Genomic DNA, 19,931 nt, shown 5'->3' on the forward strand with positions numbered 1-19,931 from the left:
TTGTTCAAAAAAGTCAAAAAGTCAGCTTTTAGATTGTTTTTAATGTTTGGAATTTTTTTTGATTATTCACAAACAACAAACAAACATTTTAAACTATTAAGACTATGGATTTCAATCAATTTACAATAAAAGGTCGCGAAGCGATACAAGCCGCACAGCAAATAGCTGTAGCGCATAAAAATCAAGCAATAGAACCTGCACATATTTTAGGAGGAATGATAGATGTTGATGAAGACGTTATATCATTAATCTTGGAAAAACAAGGTTTAAAAATAGATTTACTTCGACAAGAATTAGATTTAGAGATAAGTAAATTTCCTAAAATAGAAGGTCAACAAAGTAATCATCTTTCAAATTCATCTAACCAAGTTTTGCAAACTGCACAGCAAATAGCAAAAGAGATAAATGATGATTTTATTACATTAGAACATTTATTATTAGCAATTATTAAAAATAGTTCATCTGCAAGTCAAATTTTAAAAGACAAAGGTGTAACATTTGATAACACAAAAAAATTAGTAACAGAGTTGAGAAACGGAGAAAGAGTAACTTCTGAAAATGCAGAAGGCACTTACAATTCATTAAATAAATACGCTAAAAACTTAACAGATTTAGCTAAAGAAGGAAAATTAGATCCTGTAATTGGACGTGATGAAGAAATTCGTCGTGTTCTACAAATTCTATCTCGCCGTACAAAGAATAATCCTATTCTTATTGGTGAGCCTGGTGTGGGTAAAACTGCAATTGCAGAAGGTTTAGCACACAGAATTATTAATGGTGATGTACCAGAAAATTTATTAGATAAACGTATTTTCTCTTTAGATATGGGAGCATTAGTTGCTGGTGCAAAATACAAAGGAGAATTTGAAGAACGTTTAAAGGCTGTAGTAAAAGAAGTAACAGCATCTAATGGAGAAATTATTTTATTTATTGATGAGATTCACACATTAGTTGGCGCTGGTGGTGGCGAAGGTGCAATGGACGCAGCAAATATTCTGAAACCAGCTTTGGCTCGTGGTGAATTACGTTCTATTGGTGCTACAACATTAAATGAATATCAAAAATATTTTGAAAAAGATAAAGCATTAGAGCGTCGTTTTCAGAAAGTAATGGTAGAAGAACCAGACGAAGAATCTGCAATATCTATTTTACGTGGAATAAAAGATAAATACGAGCAACACCATAAAATTGGAATTAAAGACGAAGCAATTATTGCTGCTGTAAAATTATCTACACGTTATATTACAGATCGTTTTTTACCAGACAAAGCGATTGATTTAATGGATGAAGCTGCTTCTAAACTACGTATGGAAATGAATTCTAAACCAGAAGATTTAGATAAATTAGACCGTAGAATTATTCAGTTAGAGATTGAAATTGAAGCAATAAAACGTGAAAATGATGAGAAAAAATTAAACTTTTTAAAAGAAGAATTATCTAATCTTCAAGATGAAAGAAATCAATTAAACTCTAAATGGGAAGCGGAAAGAAATCGTGCTGATGAAGTACAAGATTTAAGAAAGGAAATAGAAAATATAAAATTCGATATAGAACGTGCAAAACGCGATTATGATTATGCAAAAGCTTCTAAATTAGAATTTGAAGATCTTGTAAATGCGAAAAAAGATTTAGAAGATGCGGAGAAAAATTTAGAAGAAAACAAACAAAACAAATTGGTAAAAGAATTTGTTGATGCAGATGATATTGCAGAAGTTGTGTCTAAATGGACAGGTGTTCCTGCTCAGAAAATGATGCAATCGGATCGTGAAAAATTATTGAGCCTAGAAAACGAATTACATAAACGTGTTTTAGGACAAGAAGAAGCTATAACTGCTGTTGCAGATGCTATTCGTCGTTCTAGAGCAGGACTAAGTGATGAAGGTAAACCAATTGGTTCTTTCTTATTCTTAGGATCTACAGGTGTTGGTAAAACAGAGCTTGCAAAAGCTTTAGCTGAATTTTTATTTGATGATGAAAATGCCATGACGCGTATAGATATGTCGGAATACCAAGAAAGACATGCGGTTTCTCGTTTAGTTGGGGCACCTCCGGGCTATGTTGGTTATGATGAAGGTGGACAATTAACAGAAGCTGTTCGTCGCCGTCCATATTCGGTTATCTTATTAGATGAGATAGAAAAAGCGCATCCAGATGTTTTTAATATCTTATTACAAGTATTAGACGATGGTAGATTAACAGATAATAAAGGTAGAGTTGTCAACTTTAAGAATACAATTATCATTATGACATCTAACTTTGGTTCGCATACGATTTTAGACAAATTTTCTAATATCGACGAAAACAATGTTGGAGAGGTTTACAGCGAAACAAAAGACACTGTTTTTGAGGAATTAAAACTTAATTTCCGTCCAGAGTTTTTAAATCGTATAGATGAAATTATCCTGTTTAGACCATTAAGTGAAAACCAAATTTCTGGAATTGTTTCTATTTACTTAAATGGTGTTGCGAAGAAATTAGCACAGCGAGATATCACATTAGATATTACGCCAGAAGCTGTTAATTATTTAGCAAGAAAAGGATATGATCCTCAATTTGGTGCTCGACCATTAAAACGAGTAATACAACAAGATGTATTAAATGAGCTTTCTAAAGAAATTTTGAAAGGAGAAATAAATGATAATGACGCGGTTTTAATTGACTATTTCGATGAAAAACCAGGAGAAAACAAACTGATTTTTAGAACAAACAAATAATTATCAATATTTTATTAGTGTGATAAAAGCCTGCAATTCTAGTATGAATTGCAGGCTTTTTGTTTTAAGCAGAATCATAAAAAAGCTATTTCACATTTGTAAAATAGCTTTCTATAAATAAGTATTATTTTTTCTTTTTATAAAGCGGAACCGTACTACACGCTTCACCAAACATTAACGAACTTACAATAGGTTGCAAACGTTCTATTAATTGAATATAAGCAGAATCTGGAACAGGTTTATGTGAACAACCTTTTACAATAATTTTTCCATTTTCATATTCTTCGTATGGTAAATGATCTACAATTTCTGTGTATAAAATTTGGTCTAAATCTTTTAAACTACCGTGTACTACTCTTCTTGCTACAGGAGATAAATAAGTAGTTACTAACAAATATGCCCAAGATGGTACAATGGCATCTGCAGTACAAGTTATCGCAACATATTTATTTTCGTATTGAGACCAATCATGATTTTTAAGATTCTCTCTAAAATCTTTTTCTCTCAAAATAATTTCTTCGTACAACCAATCTTTCAAATCGAAAACAATACGTTCTCCATCTGGATAATAGTCTTGTAAGTCTATTGTTACTAAGCCACTATTGGCAATTTTATTTATTATTTCGTCTGACATTTATCTAATCTTTTCGTGAAGTAAAATTACGCAATAAAAATTATTCATCTCTGCTCTACTTATAGATTTCTCCTATCTTTGTAAGAAGAAAAACTATTTCCATTGAAATACTATATTATTGCTGGTGAAGCTTCGGGCGATTTACATGCCTCGAACTTAATGAAAGAAATAAGAAAAAAAGATACTCAAGCAGAATTTCGCTTTTGGGGCGGAGATTTAATGCAAGCCCAAGGCGGAGCATTGGTAAAACATTACCGAGATTTAGCTTTTATGGGATTTGCAGAAGTTCTTATGAATTTGAGAACCATTTTAGGAAACATTTCTGTAGCTAAAAAAGACATCGAAGCTTATAAACCAGATGCAGTAATCTTAGTAGACTATCCTGGTTTTAATTTACGCATTGCAGAGTTTGTAAAGAATCTTGGAATAAAAATTTATTATTACATTTCTCCACAAATTTGGGCGTGGAAAACTGGACGTGTACACAAAATAAAAAAAGTAGTTGACAAGATGTTTGTTATTCTTCCTTTCGAAGAAGAATTTTATGGACGTTATGATTATAAAGTTGACTTTGTTGGAAATCCATTATTAGATTCTCTTGATAATCTTCCTCCTATTGATGAAGAGAAATTTAGAAAAGACAATAATCTAGATGAACGTCCTATTATTGCAGTTTTACCTGGAAGTAGAACACAAGAAATAAAAGTAAAACTTCCTTTGATGCTTTCTGTTGAAAAGGATTTTCCTAATTATCAATTCGTAGTTGCTGGTGCTCCTTCTCAACCCATAGAGAATTACAAAAAAATTATAGGAGAAAACTTAAAAATTGTAGAAAACAAAACATACGATTTATTAAGAGTTTCTTATGCTGCTTTGGTTACTTCTGGAACTGCTACTTTAGAAACAGCATTACTAAAAGTACCAGAGGTTGTTTGTTATAAAGGAAATGCTTTATCGTACGAAATAGGTAAACGTGTTGTAAAAAATATTCGTTTTATATCGTTAGTTAATCTTATTATGGATAAAGAAGTTGTAAAAGAATTAATTCAGTACGATTTAACTTATGAAAATATCAAACACGAATTAAATTTAATTTTAAATACTCCAAAGCGCGAACAAGTTCTAAATGATTATGAAAATTTGCATGATAAACTTGGTGGTGTAGGCGCTTCTGAAAGGACTGCTAGTCTAATCGTAAACGATTTAAAAAAGTAAAAAAACTATTAAATAACTAATCCTCTTGGTCTTCCAAGAGGATTTTTTTGTTAAAATTTTATACCGCAACGCAACCTTTTTTCATATTCTTCTCTTTTTGGTATAATAGTTAAAACAAAAAAAATATGAAAACAATCAAAAAGTTAAGTACAATTGCTGTAGTAGCAATGCTTGGATTTGGAGTTTCTAGTTGTCTTAATACAGATGACAATAATAACTTTTCTGTAGATGGATATCTTAATGGTACAGAGATTAATGTAAACAACGATTCTATTAATCCAGTTGGACAAGTAACAAACGTTCATATTACCTACAAAACAACAAACAGCTGCCAGGAATTTATTGCTTTTAGACTTTTAAATAATTCTAATGATACAATACATACTGTTGGTGTTTACGGAAGACAAACAAATATGAATGGGTCTTGTTTAGATGAAGTAAAAACTTTTACAAAAACATATAAATTTACACCAAAGAAAGCTGGTAAAAATAAAATTCGTGTTTTAGCTGGAATTGATCCTACAGATAACACAAAAAATATTTATATTGAGAAAACTTTAGATATTAAGAACTAATTTTTTATCAACTTTGGACAACGACACTCTTGAAAATCTGATTAAGCAATGTCAAGAAAAAAATAGAAAGGCACAAGAAGAAATTTATCTTCAATTTTCTCCTATTTTATTCTCGATATGTCTTCGCTATGCAGACAATTATGAAGATGCTCAAGATGTTTTTCAAGAGGGGTTTGTTCTTATTTTTAATAAAATTGATCAATTTAGATTTGAAGGTTCTTTTGAAGGGTGGATGAAAAGAATAATGGTTAATTTATCATTAGAGAAAATTAAAAAAAATAATCGGGTTTCGTTTGAGGATTATGAAAATCAATATATACAAGAAGATGAAGAAGAACCTCAACAAGATTATGATTATCAGGAAATTTTAGAGAATGTACAAAATCTTCCACCACAATATAAACAAGTTTTTAACCTTTATGTATTTGAAGAATATTCTCATCAAGAAATAGCAGAATTACTCTGTATTTCTATCGGAACTTCAAAATCAAATCTATCGCGTGCTCGAAATATTTTAAAAAGAAACCTTTTAAAAGCTGTTATTAAAGATGAATAAACTTGATCAACATATAAAAAATAAACTTTCTCAGCCACAGGTTCCTCCTTTGGATGCATGGAAAAACATTCAAGAAAAATTGGATGAAAAAGAGAAAAAGAGACAAATCATTCCTTTATTTTATTGGATTGGTTCTACTGCTGCATGTTTAGTTATAGGAATTGGTGTTTTTTATTTTAATCAAGAAGAAACTAATTCTTCTAATAAACCAGCACAAGAAGTTGTCAAAAATAATTCTAATTCATCTTTAGAAAAACAACAGTCGAGTAAATCGAACAAAAATAATTCTGATACAATAGAGCAAAATTCTATTCATAATCAAGTAAAAGAGGAAAATACTCTAAATGAAAATTCATTACAATTAACACACAAAGAGACAAAACAAAATAATACAATTCATTTAGAGAACAACTCTCCTACTTACACAACAACTTCTACAGAAGAAAAGAGAATGTTAGTAGTAGAAAAACCTCAAAAATCTTTATTTTTTGATGGTAAAGGTGACGCCTTTGTTATTTTCCCAGAAAAACTATCAGCAGAAAATACAATTATTTCTCAACCTAAATTTGAGCAAAATAATATTGCAAAATCTAAAAAAGATTCAATTACTAAAAAAGAAATTCTAGATCAAATTCTAAATGAGAAACCATTAGAATTAGTGCTTGAAGAAGAGCAAAAAGAGGTTGAAAAAAAGAAAGAAAAAATTAATATTAGCTCACCGAAATTTGTAGTATCATCTTACGTTAATCCTACAAAAATGTTAGACTCTAAGTCTATTTTATCTGATGAATTTAATCAAAACAACATCAATAATAGTTTAACTATTGCATACGGAGCAAAAGTTGCTATTCGTTTAAATGATAAAATGAATATTCGTTCGGGTATTTCTAAGATAGAATTAGAACAACATACTAATAGTGTTGGAACAATGAGTAATAATGCTATGGCTTATTTGGCTAATTCTAATATTAATTTAAATGCTCAGAATAATATAAAATACGACCAAAATTACACAAGAGTTTTGGCAAATAACAATGTTGGGACTATGCTTTCTTCTTCTATGGGAGAAATGGAACAACAAATACATTATGTAGAAATTCCATTAGAACTAGAATACAAGTTAGCTAATTTTAAAAAATTCAATTTATTAGCAACAGCTGGAGGAAGTTATTATTTAGTCACTAAAAATCAAATTTCTTTAAAAGACACTAATTCTAGAAGTGTAAGAATTGGTGAAGCTTCTAATTTAAATGATATGAATTATAGTGCAAATGCTGGATTAAAACTAGAGTACTTACTTTCAGAAAAAACAAGTATTAATCTTGAGCCAAATTACCGCTACATGATTAATACATTGCATAACGTTGAAACAAGAAATCCATCATTATTAGGTCTTAATTTGGGATTCTCGATTAAATTTTAATCTTCTCCTTTATTATTATTTAAACTGATAGAAATTATACTGTTTCCTTCTGTCATTTCTACTTTTGCTTCTTCAAAAGTAGGTTCTCTTAATGTTGGATTTAAGTTTTTAGAGAAACCATAAGGCTCCTTTCTTATCCCTAAAAAACTTTTATCTAATTTTTTATTATTGTTTGTGTCTAAAAAAACTTTAACTGCATAAAAAGTAGGCTCTACATTTTTAAATACTGTTTCGTATTTATCTAAATCTTCAACAGGAATATATAATTTTTTAAATGCATTTTGCCCTTTTGTGTAGTTCTCCATATTTCGATAAAATTCTATTGATAAATTTCCTTTCATCTTTTTTAGATTGTTAATTGACAGTTTTACATCTATTTGTGCAAAACCTATTTGTGCAAAAAATAAAACCAATAGTATTAGAAATTTCTTCATCATTATCTTTTTCTTTTCTATTCAATTACAAATACTTAAAACCTAATCATTTTTAGTATTACTCTTACATTAAACGTATGAAAAAATATATTTTTCTTACGCTAACAATTTGTTTATCAATCGGAATAATTGTTTCCGATTTATTAAATTCTGCTACAAATTTACGAATTATATTTTTGGTGATTATCTGTCTGCTTTTAGCATGTTTAATAAAAAGTAGTTTTCGACAAAATATATACTCATTTTTAATTACATCAATAATTTTAGGATTTTATCTTCATCAACACTATAATTTTAAAGAAAAAAAGGAAATTAATACATCATCCGAAGTTCATCTTTTAAAGATTATTAGTAAAGCAAGCTCATCTATTAAATTCACCAATTACATTGCTGAGGACATTGAAACGAGTCAACAAATCTTCCTTCATTTAAAAGATAAAACGCAACTCTATTTTCCAGAAGATATACTTATTGTAGATGGAAAGATAAAAGATATACAACCAGCTTTAAATCCTTATCAATTTAATTACAAACAATTCTTAAGAAGAAAAAATATTCATTCTCAGTTATTTTCTGATAAAGTAATTACTATTCATAAAAAAGGAAACGGGTTCTACAATTGGGCTTCAAAATCTAAATTATTAGTAAGAGAAAAATTGAAAGAAAATGGGTATTCTACAGAAAGTAGAGCCATAATATCCTCTATGTTATTAGGAAATAAAACCGAATTATCAGAAGAACTTAATCAGAATTACATTACAACTGGAGTTGTACATATTTTAGCTATTTCTGGTCTACATGTTATGATGATTTTTATACTTATTCAGTTTCTACTTAAGCCTATACTTTATCTTAAAAACGGAAGAAAAATAAGAATTATAACAAGTTTAATTGTTATTTGGTTTTTTGCATTTTATGTAGAATTAAAAACACCTGTTTTTCGTTCTGCATTAATGATTTCCATTTATTATATAAGTGATATAATAAATCGACCTAAAAACATTTTCCATACATTATCTTTGGCTGCTTTTATAATTCTAGTTTTTCAGCCAAATGCATTATTTGATGTTGGTTTTCAACTAAGCTTTTCGGCCGTATTTTTTATTGTTTGGCTTCATCCTATTTTCGATAATTTTTGGAAAATAAAGAATAATCTATTACATCAAATAAAAGGAATTATAACAACAAGCATTTCTACACAAATAGGAACTTTACCTGTTTCTATTTTTTATTTTAATCAATTCTCTGGTCTATTTTTATTTGGTAACTTAATATTGATTCCTGCTTCTTTTATAATGATTTGTGGAGGACTAATTAGTATTTTTCTTATTGTTTTTAATATAAAAATCGATGCATTTACGTGGTTATACAATCAATTTGTTCATCTCATAAATAGTTACATTCATTGGCTTGCAGAGTTTAGTTTTATAGCGAAAGATATTTACATTAGTTTCTTTACAGCTTTTCTTATTACGGTAATTTTATTTTGTTTGAAGTCTTTGATTTTAAACAAATCTAAAGTTGCGTTGTTTATAACAATTGGTTGTTTTACCTTAATAGAATTAGATCGTCTTTATGAAGTAATACAATTAAATTCTTCTAATGAATTAATTGTGTACAATCAATACAAAAACAGCATTATTAACATTAGGAATGGCAGAAGTTTAGCTGTTTTTAGTTCACATAAAATTGATGATAAAACATATCAGTATATTCTAAAACCTTATAAAGTAAAACATAGAATAAAACAGATTGATTATTTTTCTTATACAGCAAAGTTTAAACATTCTGCATTTATAAAACATGAAAATTACATCGAAACAAAATCGTTTAACTTTCTGTTAGATAAAACTAAATCAGATTCTCCATTTTATGTTCTAATTCATCAATCAAAACTATATCCTTTTCAAGATAATAATAACTTAAAAAGGGTAATTGCTGATGCCAGCAACTACCCTTCTATTATTTCTGAACTCGAAAATAACTCGAACTCTAGTTTATGGAAAACCTCAGAAAAAGGTTATTTCTCAATTAAATTTTAATATCATTTATAAAATCAAGTGCACTACGATAACCAAGAACAACTTTATTTACGTCTCCTTTACCATTCATTAAAACAGTTGCAGGGTAGCTTAGTTGACCATTTGTAAATGCATATGCCATATAATTGGCTTTAGCTGGTGCAACATACGTATAGTTAATTCCTAAAAAAGTGACCATATCCTTTGTTTCTGCATCAAATTTTACTGGAATGTAATTCTTGTTAACATAACTCGCAACCTTTGCATCTGTAAATGTCTCTCCGTCTAGACGTTTACAAAATCCACACCATGTTGCATAAAAATTAATTAATATAGGTTTCTCCGGATGAGCTTTAACCTCTTTTGTTGCTTCTGCTAATGTTAACCATTTTATTTCTTGTCCAAATAGGAAAGAAGAAAAAATGAATGCGATGATTGCTAAAGTTGATTTCATATTTTTTTAGTTAGATATTTATTATTTTACTCCATGCATCAGTTTCTTCATAATTGGGTTTAATGCAATTACAATTAATCCTGCAACAATAGGAACAATAGTAAAAATTAAGAAGAATGTTGATAATGAATATGTTTTTGTAATATTCTCAATTTGTCCTCCTAAAATAGCTGCTAATTTATTTCCAATTGCAATAGCAAGGTACCACATTCCGAACATAAATGCAATCATTCGAGCCGGAACTAATTTTGACACATATGATAATCCTACTGGAGATAGGCAGAGCTCTCCTAAAGTATGGAATAAATATGCTAAAACTAACCAAATAATTGACACACGAACTCCTGCAGCGATTCCATAAGAACCAAATGCTAAGAAACCAAATCCGATAGCCATAATGATTAATCCTAATCCGTATTTTACAGATGCAGATGGGTTATATTTAGAATCCCAAACACGAGATACTAATGATGCTAATGCAATAATAAAGAACGAATTTAAAGTAGAAAACCAAGAAACCGTAATCTCTACTTGACTATCTTTAATTTCTGCAACTTGTGCAGGTACAATCTTAGAAGGTTTATTTTGTTTAGTATATTCTGTATCTAATTTCGTTAAGCTTTCTCCAGAAACTAAAACAAATTTATCTCCTTCTTGGTGAATATTAATTTTATCTCCTTTTACTAATGAAGTTTGAGATGCTAAATTAATTGTTTCTGTTACAACTTTATCTGTTGGTTTTTGTACATAAGAAGCTGAAATTGGTGTTTTATCGTAAACAGTTTTTCCTTCTTCAGTTAAAACAGGATTTCCTTTATCATCTAATTTTACTGTTTCTACAGCTTGGTAAGAAACATCATAAGAATGAGAAGACCAGTTAAAGTTTAACATCCAAATTGCAGCAGCCCAAATTCCTAAGAAAGTAAATGCTAAAACAACATTCGACCAAAAGGCTTTTTTAATTGTTTGTTTTGCTAATAAAATCAATACATAAGAAATAAATAACAATGGTACTACTGTTAATAAAGTATTGAATATATTAAATGCTAATGCTGCATCTCCAATTAAGTTTCTTTCTGTATTATCTCTGGCGAAAATAACCAATGATGTTGCTCCTTGCTCAAAAGACATCCAGAAGAAAATTACGAAGAATGCGAAGATAATTACGGCAATCATACGATCACGTACAATCTTTGTATAGTTTGCTAATCTGCGTATTACAACAAATAAGAATAAGATTAATGCAACTAAAATCACAACATTTTGTCCTGATAAACCTCCAATTGCAAAATCGAATAAATTGATTCCTCCAATTGCATTTAAAGGGTCGTTAAACGCATAACCTAATCCTAAAAGTGTCATAATAACAATTAGAATTTGATCTAAAACTGTAAATGGATTTGGTTTTTCTCCAGCTTCATATAATGGAGCCTCATCAGCATCAACATCTGTTGAATTAGATTTTTTAGGCACTTCACCTACTCTACCAAATAATGGTTTTGCTAACCAGAATTGTAATGTTCCTAATAACATGAAAACTCCAGCTAAACCGAATCCCCAATGCCATCCTACTTTTTCTGCTAAGAATCCACATAACATCATTCCAAAGAATGCTCCTGCATTAACTCCCATATAGAAAATAGTATAAGCACCATCTTTCTTCTCTGGAAACTTTTTATACATTTCTGATAAGATAGATGTCATATTTGGTTTAAAGAATCCTGTTCCTATAACCAAGCAAGCTAATCCTAAATATAAAAAGATTGGCGTATCGAAAGCCATAAATGCGTGACCAAGTGTCATAATAATTGCACCTATTACAACTGCCCATCTATAACCGATATATTTATCTGCTATAATTCCTCCAAAAATTGGTGTAATGTATAATAACATCGCGTATGTTCCATATAAAGCTGTTGCTTTTTCTATCGACCATTCCCATCCTGGATTTAATCCAATTACTGCGGCTGTTAAAAACTGTATTAGAAGAACGCGCATCCCATAAAAAGAGAAACGTTCCCACATTTCTGTAAAGAAAAGTACAAATAATCCCGATGGATGTCCTAATACCTTTGAATCAAAGAAATTTTCTGATTTTGAACTCATGTTTGTTATTTTATATCGTATAATTTTATTTTACGTCTTGCATTAATTTTCTAATTAATGGAGAAATCACAATGATTATAACACCAGCAACTAACGAATAAATTGCTAATTGTTGATATCCTTGTGTGTAAGACATTAATTTACCAACTAAAGATGTTGTTTGTGTAGGATCTGACATTCCTGCCCCTAAAATCCCTGCTAAGTATTGTCCGTAAGCTGACGCTAAAAACCAAAGTCCCATCATCATTCCGCTTAAATGAGCTGGAGATAATTTTGTTACCATTGATAAACCAATTGGAGAAATACATAATTCTGATAATGTTACCACAAAATAAGCTAACAAAAATACTTCTAAAGATGTCATTCCCATTTCGTCTGCAAAAAATCGTAAAGAATAGAATATGTAGTAAGCAACTGCTAGAATTAAAAATGATAATCCAAATTTAATTACAGTGTTTGGCTCTATTTTCTTTTTTGCCATCCATAACCAAACTAAACCTAATATTGGAGAGAAAATAATTACGTACAATGAATTTGCACTATTATTTACCATTGTAGGAAAACTCTCTATTGTATTTATTCCGAAAAGGCTTGTTTTTAAGTTTGTATTTGCAAATAATGCCAATGATCCTCCTGCTTGTTCGAAGATTGCGAAAAACAGAATAGAAAAAGAAATCATTATAAATGCAGCAATAAATTTACTTTTATCTTTTGATTCTGGAATTTTATATAACTGAAATAAATAGTAAAGTATCGCCAATGGTCCTACTGTGAACATAAACATATCTGTGTACGATGTGTTATGAATCATAATAAAGATTAATGGAATAGCAATAATTGCTCCTACATAAACAGCTCCTTCTTTAATTAATCTTTTCTTTGGTTCTAATTTTGCTAATGGAGAATCTCCAATAGGTCCTAATTCTTTGCGGATAAATAGGAATAAAACAACTCCAATAATCATTACAATACCAGCGGCTAAGAATGCTAAATTCCAACTAACTTGTTTTCCTAAATAAACACAAACTAAACCACCTAATAAAGCTCCAATGTTAATTCCAGAGTAGAATAATCCGAAACCTGCATCGCGTCGAGGATCTCCTTTTTTATATAGCTCTCCTACCATCGAAGAAATATTCGGTTTAAAGAAACCTGTTCCAATGATACTTAAAGTAATTCCGTAATAAAAAAATTGGTGAGGATCTGATGCAATTAAAAGGTTTCCAGCAATCATTACAAGACCACCAAAAACTAACGATTTTTTAAATCCTAAAATTTTATCAGCAAAAATTCCTCCTACAAAAGTAAAAGCATAAACAAAAGCTTGAATAGCTCCGTATTTCAAATTAGATTCTGATTCAGTTAATCCTAACATGTCCACCATGAAAATGGCAAGAACTCCTCTCATTCCGTAAAAGCAAAAACGCTCCCACATTTCTACCATAAACAAATGCCAAAGTTGAATAGGATATTTTCCTTCAAAATTTTGGATTTGCTCTAACGTTAATTTCTGACTCATAATATATTTAACTAAATGCTAATTTTCTTTAATATTTTAAAGCTCAAAACCTATTTAATGTATTGTATATATCTGTTTTATAGCTTATTGTGAAAATAATTATATCACTAATTAATTTTAAGATTTTATTAGCAATCAACGAAAATAAAAAAAACCTCTGACAATGTAGAGGTTTTTTTTATTTAATGATATTTTTTTGTCAATTCATTTATAAATCAGCTCATTTTTGGCGTTTATTAATAAATTAAATTTTGTTTTTTAATTATAAATTCTTTTTGATGAAATTCGTCATTTTACGATAAAGCTGAATTCTCGTGTATCCACCATAAATCCCATGATCTTTATCTGTATAAATAGCCATATCAAAGTCTTTATTAGCTTGTACTAACGCTTCAGATAACTCGAATGTGTTTTGTGGATGAACATTGTCATCTGCAGAACCATGAATTAATAAAAAGTTTCCTTTTAAATCTTTTGCATAATTAATTGGTGAATTATCATCATATCCAGATGCATTTTCTTCTGGTGTACGTAAAAAACGTTCTGTATAAACAGAATCATAATAACGCCAATTAGTTACAGGAGCAACTGCTATTGCGGCCTTAAACACATCATTTCCTTTAAACAAAACATTAGACGACATAAATCCTCCGTAAGACCAACCCCAAATACCAATTCGTGATGCATCAACATAAGGCATTTTACCAATTTCTTTTGCTGCTAAAATCTGATCTTCAACTTCGTATTTTCCTAATTGCAAATACGTTTGTTTTTTAAATTCTTCTCCTTTAAATCCTGTTCCTCTTCCATCTACACAAAAAACGATGTAACCTTCTTGTGCTAACATCATGTGCCAGTAATCATTCGAATTGAAATATGAATTAGTTACCGTCTGAGAACCTGGACCAGAATATTGATACATTAATACTGGGTATTTTTTCGTTGGGTCGAAATCTTTTGGTTTGATAACATACGCATTCAAATCATCACCTTTAGCTGTTTTTAAAACAAATAATTCCTTTGTTCCAATGTTATCAGCAGCTAATTTTGTTTTTAATTGAGTGTTTTCTACAATTACACCTAAATCTTTCCCAGATTTAGACTCTACTAAACTAACTGTTTTTGGAGTTGATATTGACGAATATGTATTGATAAAGTAAGTGAAGTTTTTACTGAATGCAGCAGAATTTGTCCCTGCATTTTTTGTTAACATTCTTGCCTTTTTACCATCTAATCCTATTGCAAAAATTTGTCTTTCTGTAGAAACTCGTTTTCCATCATTTGAATTCGATTGATAGTAAAGTGTTTTATTTGCAGGATTGTAACCATAATAATTTGTTACTTCCCAATCTCCTTTTGTTACTTGGTTTAGTAATTTCCCGTTTGTATTATAATGATAGATATGGTTATTTCCATCTCTTTCTGATGTCCATAAGAATGAGTTATCAGCTAAAAATTCTAATGTTAAATTATCAGTTTCAATCCATGCTTTATTTTTCTCCGTAAAAACTCGGTTCACTTTCTTCGTCGTGATATCATAAACAGAAACATCAACATTATTTTGGTGACGATTAGATGTTACAACAGCTAACAAATTAGTATTCTTAGAAAATTTAATTTTTGGAATGTAATAATTCTCAACTCCAGATAAATCTACATTTGTTGTTGAGTTATTTTTTGTATCAAAAACATGTAAAGAAACAATAGAATTGTCTTGACCAGCTTTTGGGTATTTATATCTTAATTCTTCTGGATAAAGATTATTATAATAAATAGGTAAATAAATTTCTTTTACTTTAGCTTCATCAAAACGAACAAAAGCTAATGAAGTTCCATCTGCATTCCAATCAAAATTTCTTACAAAAGCAAACTCTTCTTCGTAAACCCAATCACTAATACCGTTTATTATTTTATTCTTTTCTCCATCTTTTGTTACTTGAGTAACTTTATTCGTTTTAAGATCTTGTATGTATAAATTATTTTCAAAAGCAAATGCTACTTTTGATGCATCTGGAGAAAATAAAGGTTCCTGAATTTCATTTCCGTTAAAAACTGAAGTCGTTTTTTTCGTCTCTGTATCATACACATTATATTTTGCTGTAAAAGAATGACGGTAAATTGATTTAGTTTCCGTCTGCAATAAAATATAACGTTCATCAGCACTAAATTCATATCCTTCAAATTCACCTGAAAACAATACAACTTCATTAGATTGTCCTTTTTTTAATGTCGATTCATAAGAACGCTTTACTAATCCTTTTTCTGTTATAATTGTATAATTTTCTCCATCGTTTAACGAATTAACACCATACAAGTAATTTTCTCGGTATTTACCACCATAAATTCCTTCTAATGTAATTTGTTGCGCATAAGTATACGCGCTCATTGCTAATACAGCTAAACTTAATATAAATTTTCTCATAATTTTATGCTAAAGGTATAAATTCAATTTACCAAATATAATAAAATCTCTTATTTAGAAATCAGTTTTAAATTCAATAATTATATATAAATACCAATACAACCAAACATTTTAAGTATTTTTATAGATAATAACGATTAAAACAGTTGTAATTTTGCAACAAAATATAAAATATATCCAATATGAAGCATCAAGCAGTAGAAGGTTTTTCGAAATTATCGAAAGAAGGTAAAATTGAATGGGTGATAAATGAATATTTAAATGGTGATACATCTACTATAAAAATATTAAAGCAATATTGGAATGATGATGCAGACTTACAAAAACTGCATGATGAGTTTTCTGAAAACACTGTTTCTAATTTTTATATGCCTTTTGGTTTAGCACCAAATTTTCTAATTAATAATGAATTATACGCCATTCCTATGGCTGTTGAAGAATCTTCTGTTGTTGCAGCAGCTTCTAAAGCCGCAAAGTTTTGGCAAACTAGAGGTGGTTTTAAAACAACTATCTTATCTACAACAAAATTAGGGCATGTACATTTTATGTACGAAGGTGATTTTGAGAAATTAAATACTGCATTCGAAAATACAATTAAAGCAAAGTTAGTTGAAGAAACAAATGATATTACTAAAAATATGCGTGCGCGTAATGGAGGAATATTAAATCTTGAATTAATCAATAAAACTGCTGATTTAGCTAATTATTATCAAATTAAAGGTTCTTTTGAAACAGTTGATTCAATGGGAGCTAACTTCATCAATTCTTGTTTAGAACAATTCGCAAAAACATTGAAAAATGAAATTGATGCTGATGATAATTTTACACAAGAGGAAAAAGATTCATTACAAATCGTAATGTGTATTTTGTCAAACTATACTCCAGATTGTATTGTTAGAGCAGAAGTTTCTTGTCCTATTGAGCAATTAGCAGAAGGAGAAATTACTGCAGAAGAATTTGTAGAAAAATTTTCTCGTGCAGTTCGTATTGCAGAAATAGAGCCTTACCGCGCAACAACACATAATAAAGGAATTATGAACGGAGTAGATTCTGTTGTAATTGCCACAGGAAATGATTTTCGTGCTGTAGAGGCATGTGCACATACTTATGCTGCAAAAGATGGACAATATTCTTCGTTAACTCATTGTGAGGTAAAAGATGGTATTTTCCGTTTTTGGATAGATTTACCAACAGCATTAGGAACTATTGGAGGTTTAACAGCTTTACATCCATTAGTAAAATTAGCTTTAGGAATTTTAGGAAAACCAAATTCAAAAGAGTTAATGGGATTTGCTGCTGTAGCAGGATTAGCACAGAATTTTGCTGCATTACGTTCTTTGGTAACAACAGGAATTCAGAAAGGTCACATGAAAATGCACTTAATGAATATCTTAAATCAATTAGAAGCAACAGAAGAAGAGAAACAATTCTTTGTGAATTATTTTAAAGATAAAACAGTAACTCACCATACTGTAATTGATGAATTCTGTCGTTTACGTGGTGTAACTTCTGTAGAAGAAATCAAAAAGAATTAATCGGTGGATTTAGAAGAATACTTTCAGAAAGCCAAACAAAAACAGAAAGAACATAAATCTTTTTTAGAGAAACTTAAAAAAAGACCTCCGAAAGATTTAGATAAAAAAATGGAAGCAATACATGAGGATGTTTTTGATCGTGTGGATTGCCTTTCTTGTGCTAATTGTTGCAAAACAACTGGTCCTTTATTTACCAATAAAGACATTGAACGTTTAGCGCATGTTTTTCGTTTAAAACCAAGTCAATTTATCGAAAAATATTTACGAATTGATGAAGACAATGATTACGTTCTACAACAAGTACCTTGTCCTTTTTTAGATACTGACAACTATTGTTTAGTGTATGAAGATCGTCCAAAAGCTTGCAGAGAATATCCGCATACAGATCGTAAAAAATTTTATCAGATTAATCATCTAACGATAAAAAACACATTAATTTGTCCCGCAACCTACGAAGTCGTAGAGCAGATGCAAAAAGAAATTACATTAAAATAAATAATCAACCCAAATGGAAAATTTTCTATTTGGGTTTGTTTATTAAAGCACCTATTTTAAGCACTTCATTTTCAAAATTATTTCTATTTCCTTTTGCTTTATTCTTTGTTCTTACTCTATAATTATAAATTGTTGTAACAGAGTATCTTAAAATTTTTGCAATTTTAGTACTATCATTTATCCCTAAACGGACTAAAGCAAATATTCTTAATTCTGTATTTAAAAGTTCATTCTCTTTTAGATATATTTTTTCTTCATCAATTAATAAATTATTAAAATCAGCAATAAAAGTTGGGTATATATTTAAGAAGATACTATCAAAATTATAATAGAATTTATTCAACTCATTATTCAGAAAGTTTTTATTCTTTGTAAACTTCAATAGTTCATCATGCTTTTGAGAAACAATAAGTTTTACTACAGTTTTTCCGTATGTATTTAAACTATCTATATTCTCAGAAATATTTACTAATAAATTTGCGATGTAGTATTCTTTAACTTGGTTTATCTCAGAGATTTCATCATAAGAAATAGATAACATTTCGTTTGTTACAACCAATTTCTGATTCAGTTCGCTAAGTTTCAGATTTAGTACTTCAAGTTTTTTTCTCGCATGAGTTAAATTTCTATTCTGTTTATAGATGTAAAACAATGTGCAAAGCACAACAAAACTTAGAATACTTATAATAATTAAGCTAACTCTTAACTTCTCATTCTTTTTATGAATAGCAGATTCGTAAGCTTTATCTATAATCGGTAAAACATTAGAAATAGATACAAATCTTAGTTTAGAATTAAAGTATGAGGCATCTTCAAATGCAAAATTAATGTAATGATGGGCTCGCTCTAAATCTCCTTCTTTAAAAAGTATTTGAGCCAATTCTGTATTAGCAGCATTATCTTTTACAGAAGCTTTTATATCGGAAAGTGCAGAAAGAGCTAAGAATTTTTTCTCTAATTTTTTATTTCCAATTACTCTATAATTTAAAGCTTGAGAAAAAGCAAACATCGAAAATTCTCTGGTTCCCATTTTGTGCCTTTTCAATAATTCATTGTTAACCTCAATACTTTTATTATAATTATTTTTTTCTCTGTATAATCGCTCAACAACAGATAAGTAATGCGTACTATTATGATCTAATTTATTTAATAATTTAGTCATAAATAATTCATACATCTTATTGTATAAATCTCTAGAATCTGGTAAAGGACTATAAAAATATAATCTGTAGTACACCCACATCGATTCTTCGTAAAAAAGAATTAATGTTTGATCGTCTAAATCATTTTCATCAATAGAATTTAATATATCAACAGATTCTTTATAATTTCCTGTTGACGAGAGAACACCTGCCAAATCGATTCTTACTTTATCGCTATATTTTTTTTCAGGAAAATGCTTAGCTAACGCTATATTCTTATCCATATAGAATAATGTAGAGTCTAACTGATGAGGAATATACTCTTCTATGATTGCATTGATGAGTTTATATTGACTTAAATGATCTTTTGTTTTGCTTAAATCTTTTTTTAATTGGAGTATACGATTCTCTTTTATCAAATCATATTTATCTCTATTAAGAATAGTCTTGTCTAATTCTGTCAATAAAGAATCTTTTATATGTTGTGCATTTGCATTAACAACAATAATAAATAATAGTAAAGAAGTGATTCGTATTTTAGGCATTTCGTTTTAATCTGTTTTTATAACGTATTTCTATCATTTTTAAGTAAATATTAATTAAAAACACTTGTAATTTACCTACTTTTTTTGGATTAAAAAATAATTTATTTAACTGATAAACAATATATTAAATACATATATGAT

15 protein-coding genes are annotated in these 19,931 nt (G+C 29.2%); 8 read left to right on the forward strand and 7 right to left on the reverse strand.

Features of this window, described 5'->3' with window-relative positions:
• Positions 1-104 precede the first annotated feature (104 nt).
• Positions 105-2,714 (forward strand): ATP-dependent chaperone ClpB, encoded by a 2,610-nt coding sequence (gene clpB, locus BUA86_RS10870; RefSeq protein ID WP_072932619.1) that lies wholly within the window; start codon positions 105-107, stop codon positions 2,712-2,714.
• 124 nt (positions 2,715-2,838) lie between these two features.
• Here clpB and BUA86_RS10875 read toward each other — a convergent pair whose 3' ends face one another.
• Entirely contained in the window at positions 2,839-3,348 is a 510-nt protein-coding gene (locus tag BUA86_RS10875) for a DUF2480 family protein (RefSeq protein ID WP_072932620.1), read from the reverse strand.
• 102 nt (positions 3,349-3,450) lie between these two features.
• Here BUA86_RS10875 and lpxB point away from each other — a divergent pair, with 102 nt between their 5' ends.
• The 4 genes from lpxB to BUA86_RS10895 all read left to right on the forward strand — a co-directional run bounded on the left by lpxB (position 3,451) and on the right by BUA86_RS10895 (position 7,117).
• On the forward strand, positions 3,451-4,563 hold the full coding sequence (lpxB, locus tag BUA86_RS10880; protein WP_072932622.1) for a lipid-A-disaccharide synthase: 1,113 nt from the start codon (positions 3,451-3,453) through the stop codon (positions 4,561-4,563).
• Positions 4,564-4,688: 125 nt separating this feature from the next.
• Positions 4,689-5,138 (forward strand): hypothetical protein, encoded by a 450-nt coding sequence (locus BUA86_RS10885; RefSeq protein ID WP_072932623.1) that lies wholly within the window; start codon positions 4,689-4,691, stop codon positions 5,136-5,138.
• A 13-nt stretch (positions 5,139-5,151) separates the two neighbouring features.
• Entirely contained in the window at positions 5,152-5,694 is a 543-nt protein-coding gene (locus BUA86_RS10890) for an RNA polymerase sigma factor (RefSeq protein ID WP_072932624.1), read from the forward strand.
• Entirely contained in the window at positions 5,687-7,117 is a 1,431-nt protein-coding gene (locus BUA86_RS10895; protein WP_072932626.1) for a porin family protein, read from the forward strand. Before BUA86_RS10890 ends, BUA86_RS10895 begins: the two co-directional genes overlap by 8 nt.
• Here BUA86_RS10895 and BUA86_RS10900 read toward each other — a convergent pair.
• Positions 7,114-7,554, reverse strand: a complete 441-nt coding sequence (locus tag BUA86_RS10900) for a DUF2141 domain-containing protein (RefSeq protein WP_229731775.1) — start codon at positions 7,552-7,554, stop codon at positions 7,114-7,116. The two genes, BUA86_RS10895 and BUA86_RS10900, sit on opposite strands and share 4 nt — an antisense overlap.
• Before the next feature lie 74 nt (positions 7,555-7,628).
• Here BUA86_RS10900 and BUA86_RS10905 point away from each other — a divergent pair, with 74 nt between their 5' ends.
• Entirely contained in the window at positions 7,629-9,593 is a 1,965-nt protein-coding gene (locus BUA86_RS10905; protein WP_072932627.1) for a ComEC/Rec2 family competence protein, read from the forward strand.
• Here BUA86_RS10905 and BUA86_RS10910 read toward each other — a convergent pair.
• From BUA86_RS10910 to BUA86_RS10925, 4 genes are all read right to left on the reverse strand, one after another.
• Entirely contained in the window at positions 9,583-10,026 is a 444-nt protein-coding gene (locus BUA86_RS10910) for a thioredoxin family protein (protein WP_072932628.1), read from the reverse strand. The genes BUA86_RS10905 and BUA86_RS10910 overlap by 11 nt on opposite strands.
• A 21-nt stretch (positions 10,027-10,047) precedes the next feature.
• Positions 10,048-12,132 (reverse strand): peptide MFS transporter, encoded by a 2,085-nt coding sequence (locus tag BUA86_RS10915; protein ID WP_072932629.1) that lies wholly within the window; start codon positions 12,130-12,132, stop codon positions 10,048-10,050.
• 25 nt (positions 12,133-12,157) lie between these two features.
• Positions 12,158-13,651 (reverse strand): peptide MFS transporter, encoded by a 1,494-nt coding sequence (locus BUA86_RS10920; RefSeq protein ID WP_072932631.1) that lies wholly within the window; start codon positions 13,649-13,651, stop codon positions 12,158-12,160.
• Positions 13,652-13,913: 262 nt separating this feature from the next.
• Positions 13,914-16,073: a S9 family peptidase gene (locus tag BUA86_RS10925; RefSeq protein WP_072932632.1), complete on the reverse strand. Its 2,160-nt coding sequence runs from the start codon at positions 16,071-16,073 to the stop codon at positions 13,914-13,916.
• A 182-nt stretch (positions 16,074-16,255) separates the two neighbouring features.
• Between BUA86_RS10925 and BUA86_RS10930 the strand changes: the two genes are divergently transcribed.
• Both BUA86_RS10930 and BUA86_RS10935 read left to right on the forward strand, forming a co-directional pair.
• Positions 16,256-17,608, forward strand: a complete 1,353-nt coding sequence (locus BUA86_RS10930) for a hydroxymethylglutaryl-CoA reductase (RefSeq protein ID WP_072932633.1) — start codon at positions 16,256-16,258, stop codon at positions 17,606-17,608.
• 3 nt (positions 17,609-17,611) lie between these two features.
• Complete coding sequence (locus BUA86_RS10935; protein ID WP_072932634.1) at positions 17,612-18,103, forward strand: YkgJ family cysteine cluster protein; 492 nt, start codon at positions 17,612-17,614, stop codon at positions 18,101-18,103.
• 25 nt (positions 18,104-18,128) lie between these two features.
• Here BUA86_RS10935 and BUA86_RS10940 read toward each other — a convergent pair whose 3' ends face one another.
• Positions 18,129-19,790 (reverse strand): DUF6377 domain-containing protein, encoded by a 1,662-nt coding sequence (locus BUA86_RS10940; protein WP_072932636.1) that lies wholly within the window; start codon positions 19,788-19,790, stop codon positions 18,129-18,131.
• Positions 19,791-19,931: the final 141 nt, after the last annotated feature.

This window comes from Chishuiella changwenlii, assembly GCF_900142565.1.
In the GTDB taxonomy this organism is placed as follows: Bacteria; Bacteroidota; Bacteroidia; order Flavobacteriales; family Weeksellaceae; genus Empedobacter; species Empedobacter changwenlii.

What these genes read in the sequence shown, in the direction of transcription:
- clpB (WP_072932619.1), top strand. Translation starts at nt 105, where the DNA reads ATGGATTTCAATCAATTTACAATAAAAGGTCGCGAAGCGATACAAGCC.
- BUA86_RS10875 (WP_072932620.1), bottom strand. Translation starts at nt 3,348, where the DNA reads ATGTCAGACGAAATAATAAATAAAATTGCCAATAGTGGCTTAGTAACA.
- BUA86_RS10885 (WP_072932623.1), top strand. Translation starts at nt 4,689, where the DNA reads ATGAAAACAATCAAAAAGTTAAGTACAATTGCTGTAGTAGCAATGCTT.
- BUA86_RS10895 (WP_072932626.1), top strand. Translation starts at nt 5,687, where the DNA reads ATGAATAAACTTGATCAACATATAAAAAATAAACTTTCTCAGCCACAG.
- BUA86_RS10900 (WP_229731775.1), bottom strand. Translation starts at nt 7,554, where the DNA reads ATGATGAAGAAATTTCTAATACTATTGGTTTTATTTTTTGCACAAATA.
- BUA86_RS10905 (WP_072932627.1), top strand. Translation starts at nt 7,629, where the DNA reads ATGAAAAAATATATTTTTCTTACGCTAACAATTTGTTTATCAATCGGA.
- BUA86_RS10910 (WP_072932628.1), bottom strand. Translation starts at nt 10,026, where the DNA reads ATGAAATCAACTTTAGCAATCATCGCATTCATTTTTTCTTCTTTCCTA.
- BUA86_RS10915 (WP_072932629.1), bottom strand. Translation starts at nt 12,132, where the DNA reads ATGAGTTCAAAATCAGAAAATTTCTTTGATTCAAAGGTATTAGGACAT.
- BUA86_RS10920 (WP_072932631.1), bottom strand. Translation starts at nt 13,651, where the DNA reads ATGAGTCAGAAATTAACGTTAGAGCAAATCCAAAATTTTGAAGGAAAA.
- BUA86_RS10925 (WP_072932632.1), bottom strand. Translation starts at nt 16,073, where the DNA reads ATGAGAAAATTTATATTAAGTTTAGCTGTATTAGCAATGAGCGCGTAT.
- BUA86_RS10930 (WP_072932633.1), top strand. Translation starts at nt 16,256, where the DNA reads ATGAAGCATCAAGCAGTAGAAGGTTTTTCGAAATTATCGAAAGAAGGT.
- BUA86_RS10940 (WP_072932636.1), bottom strand. Translation starts at nt 19,790, where the DNA reads ATGCCTAAAATACGAATCACTTCTTTACTATTATTTATTATTGTTGTT.